Genomic DNA, 6847 nt, shown 5'->3' on the forward strand with positions numbered 1-6847 from the left:
GACCCCCTCGATTTCGTCATGACGACGATAAGGGGAGAGGGGTATTAGAGTCAAGGTGACTATTAATGGGGTGCGGGTCGGCGGCCGGCCGCGTGCCTGGCCGGGATCTCGCCGCCTCCGTGCACGGCGAGATCGGCGCCGTTGACGTACGAGGAGAGGTCGCAGGCCAGCCAGAGGCAGGCCCGGGCCACATCGTCCGGTTCCGCCAGGCGCCCCATCGGAACGATGCCCGCCACCGCGGCCCCGTCGTCGTCGCCGTACAGCGCGGTGGCGCTCTCCGTCCGGATGAGGCCCGCCGTGATGTGGTTGACCCGGACCTTCGGCGCCCATTCGAGGGCCAGTGCCCGGGTCAGTCCGAGCAGGCCCGCCTTGGCCGCGGAGTAGGCGGCGGTACCCGGCTGCGGGTCATGGGCGGAGACGCTGCCGATGTTGACCACGGATCCGCCGTCCGGCTGCTCCCGCATCACCAGATTCGCCGCCTGGGCCGTGTAGAAAGGCGCGAGGAGGTTGAGTGCGACGACCTTCTCGACGAAGCGCGGCGAGACGGTCGCGGCGTCGGCGTCCGGAGAGCCGCCGGCGTTGTTCACCAGCACATCGAGCCGCCCGAACCGCTCGGCGGTCGCGGCGACCAGATCGGACGCCGCCGCCGGATCCCGCAGGTCCGCGACCCGGAACTCGGCCTCGTGCCCGCCCGTCGACGGTGGCGCGACCGGTGTGCCGCGCCCGCAGACCATGACGTCCGCGCCGCTCGCGAGGAAGGCCCGTGCGATCGCGGCCCCCAGTCCCCTGGTGCCGCCGGTGACGAGCACGGCCCGCCCGGTGAAGTCCGTCGCGCGGTACTGGTCGTCCATGGTCGGCCCTCCTGCCCCGGAATCTACCAAGCGCTTGTTAGGTGCGATAGGGGGAGAGGTGGATGGGCCGTGCCGCGGTGCGGATACACGGGCGGCCGGTGACCTCCGCAGAGGTCACCGGCCGGCCGGGCGGTGCGCCGCCCCCGTCCCCACGGTGCGGCGCGGGTGGACCGTCCCCATCCGCTGGGACCGGTCCACGTCTGTCAGGACTCCGGCGCTCCCGCCGTGAGTCCGAGGCTCGGGAGAACCGCCATCTCCACGAACCGGGTCAGATACGCCGCGTCGGCGTAACGCCCCTCCAGCAGCGGCCGGGCGCGCATCACGCCGAGCAGCTGGGCCGCCACGAACTCGGCCCCCGGAAGGTCCGCCGCGATCTCGCCGCGCTCCTGGCCCCGCCGGACCATCGCGTCGATCGCCGCGATCTCCGGCAGGATCAGCGCCTCGCGCAGCGCGCACAGCAGCTCCGGGCTCTGGAGCGCGGCATGGCTGAGGGCGTGCATCAGCGGGGTGTCGCTCTCCGAGGCCTCGCCGATCGCCCGCGCGGCCGCCAGCAGGTCCCCGGCCAGCGTCCCGGTGTCGATGTTCGGGAGCCGCATCCGGCGGGTGCCGTGCAGAGCGGCCACCACCAGCTCCGGCTTGGAGCCCCACTGCCGGTACAGCGTCGACTTCCCGCAGCGCGTGCGCGAGGCGACGCCCTCCATGGTCAGTGACTCGTAACCGCTCTCCCGCAAGAGTTCCAGCACCGCCGTGTAGAGCTCCTGCGCCCGCTCCGGTGTGATCTTCGACCGGCGGGACGCGAGGGCTGACTCCGGTGCGGAATCGGGGGACGGCATGGGTTCTACCTCCTGCGGCGGTGCGGCGAGGTTCTCGATACGCCAGTGTACCGATACGCGCGTGTACCGATACGCCAACGTATCGGTACACTGGCGTATCGATACGGCGTGGATCTCACCGGGCCGTCCTGACACCGCTTCGCATCCAAGGGGGCACCGGGTGACATACGCCCGCACCGAGCCCACGGACCAGGAGCCGGACATACGTGCCCGACCGCCCCTCGTCCGCGAGTTCCTTCTCGTGGCCGGACTCTTCCTGGCCTACAAGTTCGGCCGCCAGGCCGCCAACGGTCATGTCGAGGAGGCGTTCCGCAACGCGGGGAACGTGTGGGACCTCGAACGCGCCCTGCACCTTCCCGGCGAGGGCGCGGTCCAGGGGCTGCTGCTGCACGGCCAGCCCCTGATCCATGCGGCGAACACCTACTACGCCACCGTGCACTTCCCGGCCACGGCCCTCTTCCTGGTCTGGCTCTACTGGCGCCGCCCCCGGCACTACGTCTGGGCGCGCCGCGTGCTCGCCGCGCTCACCGCCGCCGCCCTGGTGCTGCACCTGCTGTTCCCGCTCGCCCCGCCCCGGATGCTCCCGGTCGCCGGAATGATCGACACCGGGCAGGTCTACGGGCCGACGGTGTACGGACAGACGCCCGCGACCGACACGATGGCCAACCAATTCGCCGCGATGCCCTCGCTGCACGTCGGCTGGGCCGTGATGGTCGCCGTCGGACTGATCGCCGCCACCCGTTCCCGGTGGCGCTGGCTGTGGCTGCTGCACCCGGCGCTCACCCTGCTCGTCGTGGTGGGCACGGCGAACCACTACTGGCTCGACGCGATCGTCGTCGCGGCGCTGCTCGCCGTCGCCCTGGCCGCGTTCCGGCTGCCGCTCTCCGCCCGTACCGCCCCGGCGCTGCTGCCCCGGCCGGACCTGTGGGGGAGGAGCGGCGACGGGTTTCCCGTACCGGCGTACGCGAGTGGCGCGGCAGGGCCTGCGGCCTTCGCTCCGGCCGCCGTGCCGGGAGCCTCCGGGCCGGGGGCCTTCGAGTCGGCCACCGGTGCGACGGCCGGTCCGCCCCGGTCCTTCGAACCCAGTGCTGCCGCCGCCGGATCGCGGGCGCGTGCCCGGGCCGGAGCCGTGCGATGAACGCCACCCTGCTCGCCGTAGCGCTCTCCCTCGTCTCCGCCGGCGCCTACGCGGCCGCCGCCGTGGCCCAGTCCCGGCTGGCCGGCCGCACCGACCCCTCCACCGGCGTGCTGCGGCTGCTGGGCCGGGGCGCCTGGTGGTCGGCGGTCGGCCTGAACGCCGCGGGCGCGCTGCTGCACGTCGCCGCGCTCAACTACGGCCCGCTCACCCTGGTCCAGCCGCTCGGCGCGCTCACGCTCGTCGTCGCCGTCCCGCTCGGGGCGCGCGCGGCCGGACGCCGGGTCGGCCGCGTCGAGTGGCGGGGCACCGCCCTGACCCTGCTCGGCCTCGGGGCCCTGCTCCTGACCGCGGGCGGCTCCGCCCCGCACGAGACCCTCAGCCTCCCCGAGGCGCTCGGCGTGGGCGCGGCCACCATGGCGGTCGTCGCCGGACTCGGCCGGCCAGGGGCCCGGCCGGGGCTGCGGCACGCGGCGGCCTCCGGGATCACCTCCGGGGTCGCCTCCGCGCTCACCCAGACCCTCACCGTCGCCGTCACCGACCACTCCGGCGGCCCGCTGTTCAGCTGGCGGCTGCTGACGGTGGCACTGCTCGTCTCCGCCTTCGCGATGGGCGGCCTGCTGCTGTCCCAGACCGCCTACCGGGGCGGGCTCGGCGCACCGCTCGCCGTGGTCACCCTCGCCAACCCGGTCGCCGCCGCCGCGATCGGCCTGGCCCTGCTCGGCGAGCGCCTCCAGGGCGGGCCGGTCAGCCTGGTGCTCGCCCTCCTCGGTACGGCGGCGGCCGTGCGCGGGGTGATCCTCCTCAGCCGGGCCCAGGCGCGGAACACGGAACAGGGCGACGCGGCCGAGGAACCGGTCGCCGCCCCGGTGGACCCGGTGCCCTCCCGGGTCGTCATCGGCAGCCCCCGCCTGGCGGTCGCCCCGGAACCTGTGGCCGTACGGGCGGGCGGCGCGCCGCACCCGTAACGCTCCGTACGGCCAGTCGTCCAGGTCCGCGATGGCCCGGGTCAGCCAGCCGATCCAGAACGTCTCCAGGTCGATGCCGCCCCGCAGCACCAGATAGCGCAGCCGGTCCTCGGCGGTCGTCGGCGCGGGGGTGAAGCTCCGCTCCTCGATCTCCCGGTATTCCGCCAGCTGGCGTTCGTGCAGCGCGAGGTGACGGCGCAGTTCCGCGCCCATGCCGTCCGCCCCGACGACCGCCGCCGCCCGCATCCGCAGCAGCAGCGGATCGCGGACCGGCCGAGGGTCCTCGGGGAGCGCGACCCAGGCCGCCAGTTCCTCGCGGCCCGCGGGCAGAACCTCGTACTCCTTCTTCTGCCCCCGGGCCGGTACCGCCGTGGGCAGCGCCCTGATCCGCCCGGCCTGCTCCAGTTTTCCCAGCTCGCGATAGATCTGCTGGTGCGTCGAGGACCAGAAGTAGCCGATCGAACGGTCGAACCTGCGGGTAAGTTCCAGACCCGAGGACGGCTTCTCCAGCAGAGCGGTGAGGATCGCGTGCGGCAGTGACATGGGGTGCATCCTAAGGACGGGGGCGCACAGCGGTACGGGCTCCCCGGAAGACGGGATCAGAGCGTGGCGGCGAGCTCCGTGCCCTGGCGGATGGCCCGCTTCGCGTCCAGCTCGGCCGCCACGTCCGCGCCGCCGATCAGATGGACCGGGACGGCCCCCGCGCTCAGCTCCTCGTACAGCTCGCGGCGCGGTTCCTGGCCCGCGCACAGCACCACCGTGTCGACCGGCAGCACCCGCCGCTCACCGTCGACGGTGAGGTGGAGGCCCTCGTCGTCGATGAGGTCGTACGAGGCTCCGGCGATCATCTCGACGCCCCGGTGGCGCAGTTCGGTGCGGTGGATCCAGCCGGTCGTCTTGCCGAGCCCCGCGCCGACCTTGGAGCTCCTGCGCTGCACCAGGTGGACCGTGCGCGGCGACTTCGGACGCTCGGGGGCGCGCAGCCCGCCGCGCTCCGCGTAGGCGGTGTCCACGCCCCACTGCCGGAAGAACGTGTCCGAGTCCAGGCTCGCCGCGTCGCCGCCGTCGGTCAGGAACTCCGCGACGTCGAAGCCGATGCCGCCCGCGCCGACGATCGCGACCCGGTCGCCGACCGGCGCCCCGTCGCGCAGCACGTCCAGGTAGCTCACGACGTTCGGGTGGTCCGTGCCGGGAATCGCCGGGGTACGCGGCTCGACGCCGGTGGCGAGCACGATCTCGTCGAAGCCGTCCAGGGTTCCGGCGTCGGCCCGGGTGGACAGGCGGACCTCGACGTCCAGCTCCGCCAGCCGCGTACGGAAGTAGCGCAGCGTCTCGTCGAACTCCTCCTTGCCCGGCACCCGGCGTGCCACGTTCAGCTGCCCGCCGATCTCGTCCGCCGTGTCGAACAGGGTCACCGCGTGCCCTCGCTCGGCCGCCGTCACCGAGCACGCGAGGCCCGCAGGACCGGCGCCGACCACCGCGACGCGTTTACGGGTCCGGGTCGGGCTCAGGACCAGCTCGGTCTCGTGGCAGGCGCGCGGATTGACCAGGCAGGAGGTGATCTTGAGGCTGAAGATGTGGTCCAGGCAGGCCTGGTTGCAGCCGATGCAGGTGTTGATGGCGTCGGCCCGGCCCGCCGCCGCCTTCGCGACGAACTCCGGGTCGGCGAGGAAGGGGCGGGCCATGGAGACCATGTCGGCCCGGCCGGAGGCGAGGATCTCCTCGGCGACCTCGGGGGTGTTGATGCGGTTGCTCGTCACCAGCGGTACGGAGACCGCGCCGCGCACCTTCTCGGTCACCCAGCTGAACGCGCCGCGCGGCACGGAGGTGGCGATGGTCGGGATCCGCGCTTCGTGCCAGCCGATGCCGGTGTTGATGATCGTCGCGCCCGCCGCCTCGATCTCCTTCGCGAGCGTCACGACCTCCTCCAGCGTCGAGCCGCCCGGCACCAGGTCCAGCATGGAGAGCCGGTAGATCAGGATGAAGTCGTCGCCGACCCGCTCGCGGACCCGGCGCACGATCTCGACGGGCAAGCGCATGCGGTTCTCGTAACTGCCGCCCCAGCGGTCGGTGCGGTGGTTGGTCGCGGAGACGATGAACTCGTTGATCAGATAGCCCTCGGAGCCCATGATCTCGACGCCGTCGTACCCGGCGAACCGGGCCAGCTCCGCCGCCCGGACGAACTCCTCGATGGTCTCCTCGACCTGGTCGTCGGTCAGGGCGTTCGGGGTGAACCCGCTGATCGGGGCCTTGAGCGCGCTCGGCGCCACCAGGTCGGGGTGGTGCGCGTACCGCCCGAAATGCAGGATCTGCATCGCGATCCGGCCACCGGCCGCGTGCACCGCCGAGGTGATCTCCCGGTGCTGCTCCGCCTCCGCCTCGGTGGTCATCTTGGCCCCGCCGGGGAAGGAGCAGGCCCGCTCGCTGGGGGCGATGCCGCCGGTGACCATCAGGCCCACGCCGCCCCGGGCGCGCTCGGCGTAGAAGGCCGCCATCCGCTCGAAGCCGCGCTCGGCCTCCTCCAGACCGATGTGCATCGATCCCATGAGCACCCGGTTGGGAAGGGTGGTGAACCCGAGGTCCAGCGGGCTCAGCAGGTTCGGGTACAGGCTCAGGGGGGCGCTCATGGGGTCTCCTCCGCACAGGGTCGTCGGGTCAGTTGTAGACCACCGCCAAGCCCTTGTGCAACAAGTTGCATAATGATCTGCGTCGCACCCCGGCCCTTGGGACGCCCGGTCCGTGCCCCGTACGGCGTAGTCGGCCGCGCCCGTCCGGCAGCCGCCGACGAGAGTGGGATCCGTACCCAAACCCCCCTCACCCCGGGAGTCCTCATGGTCTGCGTCAACCGGCGTGATCTCGGTCTGCTCGCCCTGCGCGTCGGCACCGGCACGGTGCTCGCCGCCCACGGCAGCCAGAAGCTGGCCGGCTGGTTCGGCGGCGGAGGCATCCAGGGCACCACCGCCGCCATGGAGGCGATGGGGTTCCACCCGCCCAAGCCCAGCGCCGTGGCCGCCGGACTCGGCGAGGCGGGCGGCGGCGCGCTGCTGGCGCTGGGGCTGG

Annotated in this window: 6 protein-coding genes and 1 pseudogene; 3 read left to right on the forward strand and 4 right to left on the reverse strand. The window is 73.1% G+C overall.

Translation table 11 applies throughout. The features are described 5' to 3' along the window. Positions 1 to 62: 62 nt before the first annotated feature. Entirely contained in the window at positions 63 to 851 is a 789-nt protein-coding gene (locus tag G3I54_RS11460) for an SDR family oxidoreductase (protein WP_164613696.1), read from the reverse strand. Positions 852 to 1054: 203 nt separating this feature from the next. After that, positions 1055 to 1684, reverse strand: a complete 630-nt coding sequence (locus G3I54_RS11465; RefSeq protein WP_164613698.1) for a TetR/AcrR family transcriptional regulator — start codon at positions 1682 to 1684, stop codon at positions 1055 to 1057. 160 nt (positions 1685 to 1844) lie between these two features. Here G3I54_RS11465 and G3I54_RS11470 point away from each other — a divergent pair, with 160 nt between their 5' ends. Together G3I54_RS11470 and G3I54_RS11475 are read left to right on the forward strand one after the other, a co-directional pair. Then, complete coding sequence (locus tag G3I54_RS11470; RefSeq protein ID WP_164613700.1) at positions 1845 to 2822, forward strand: phosphatase PAP2 family protein; 978 nt, start codon at positions 1845 to 1847, stop codon at positions 2820 to 2822. After that, a complete protein-coding gene (locus G3I54_RS11475) occupies positions 2819 to 3787 on the forward strand; it encodes a hypothetical protein (protein ID WP_164613702.1) in 969 nt (322 codons plus the stop codon). Before G3I54_RS11470 ends, G3I54_RS11475 begins: the two co-directional genes overlap by 4 nt. Positions 3788 to 3805: 18 nt before the next feature. Here the strand turns inward: G3I54_RS11475 and G3I54_RS11480 are convergent. Next, positions 3806 to 4330: pseudogene (locus G3I54_RS11480) on the reverse strand (PadR family transcriptional regulator); the annotation flags it as partial. Positions 4331 to 4386: 56 nt separating this feature from the next. Beyond that, positions 4387 to 6402 (reverse strand): NADPH-dependent 2,4-dienoyl-CoA reductase, encoded by a 2016-nt coding sequence (locus G3I54_RS11485; RefSeq protein WP_164613714.1) that lies wholly within the window; start codon positions 6400 to 6402, stop codon positions 4387 to 4389. A gap of 216 nt (positions 6403 to 6618) precedes the next feature. Here G3I54_RS11485 and G3I54_RS11490 point away from each other — a divergent pair. Further along, on the forward strand, positions 6619 to 6847 hold a 229-nt coding region (locus G3I54_RS11490; RefSeq protein ID WP_164613704.1), incomplete at its 3' end, for a DoxX family membrane protein.

The sequence above is a fragment of the Streptomyces sp. SID14515 genome (assembly GCF_010548505.1).
GTDB lineage: Bacteria > Actinomycetota > Actinomycetes > Streptomycetales > Streptomycetaceae > Streptomyces > Streptomyces caviscabies.

Bases quoted from the DNA above. Each gene is read 5' to 3' on its own strand.
- G3I54_RS11460 (WP_164613696.1), bottom strand. From the start codon at position 851: ATGGACGACCAGTACCGCGCGACGGACTTCACCGGGCGGGCCGTGCTC.
- G3I54_RS11465 (WP_164613698.1), bottom strand. From the start codon at position 1,684: ATGCCGTCCCCCGATTCCGCACCGGAGTCAGCCCTCGCGTCCCGCCGG.
- G3I54_RS11475 (WP_164613702.1), top strand. From the start codon at position 2,819: ATGAACGCCACCCTGCTCGCCGTAGCGCTCTCCCTCGTCTCCGCCGGC.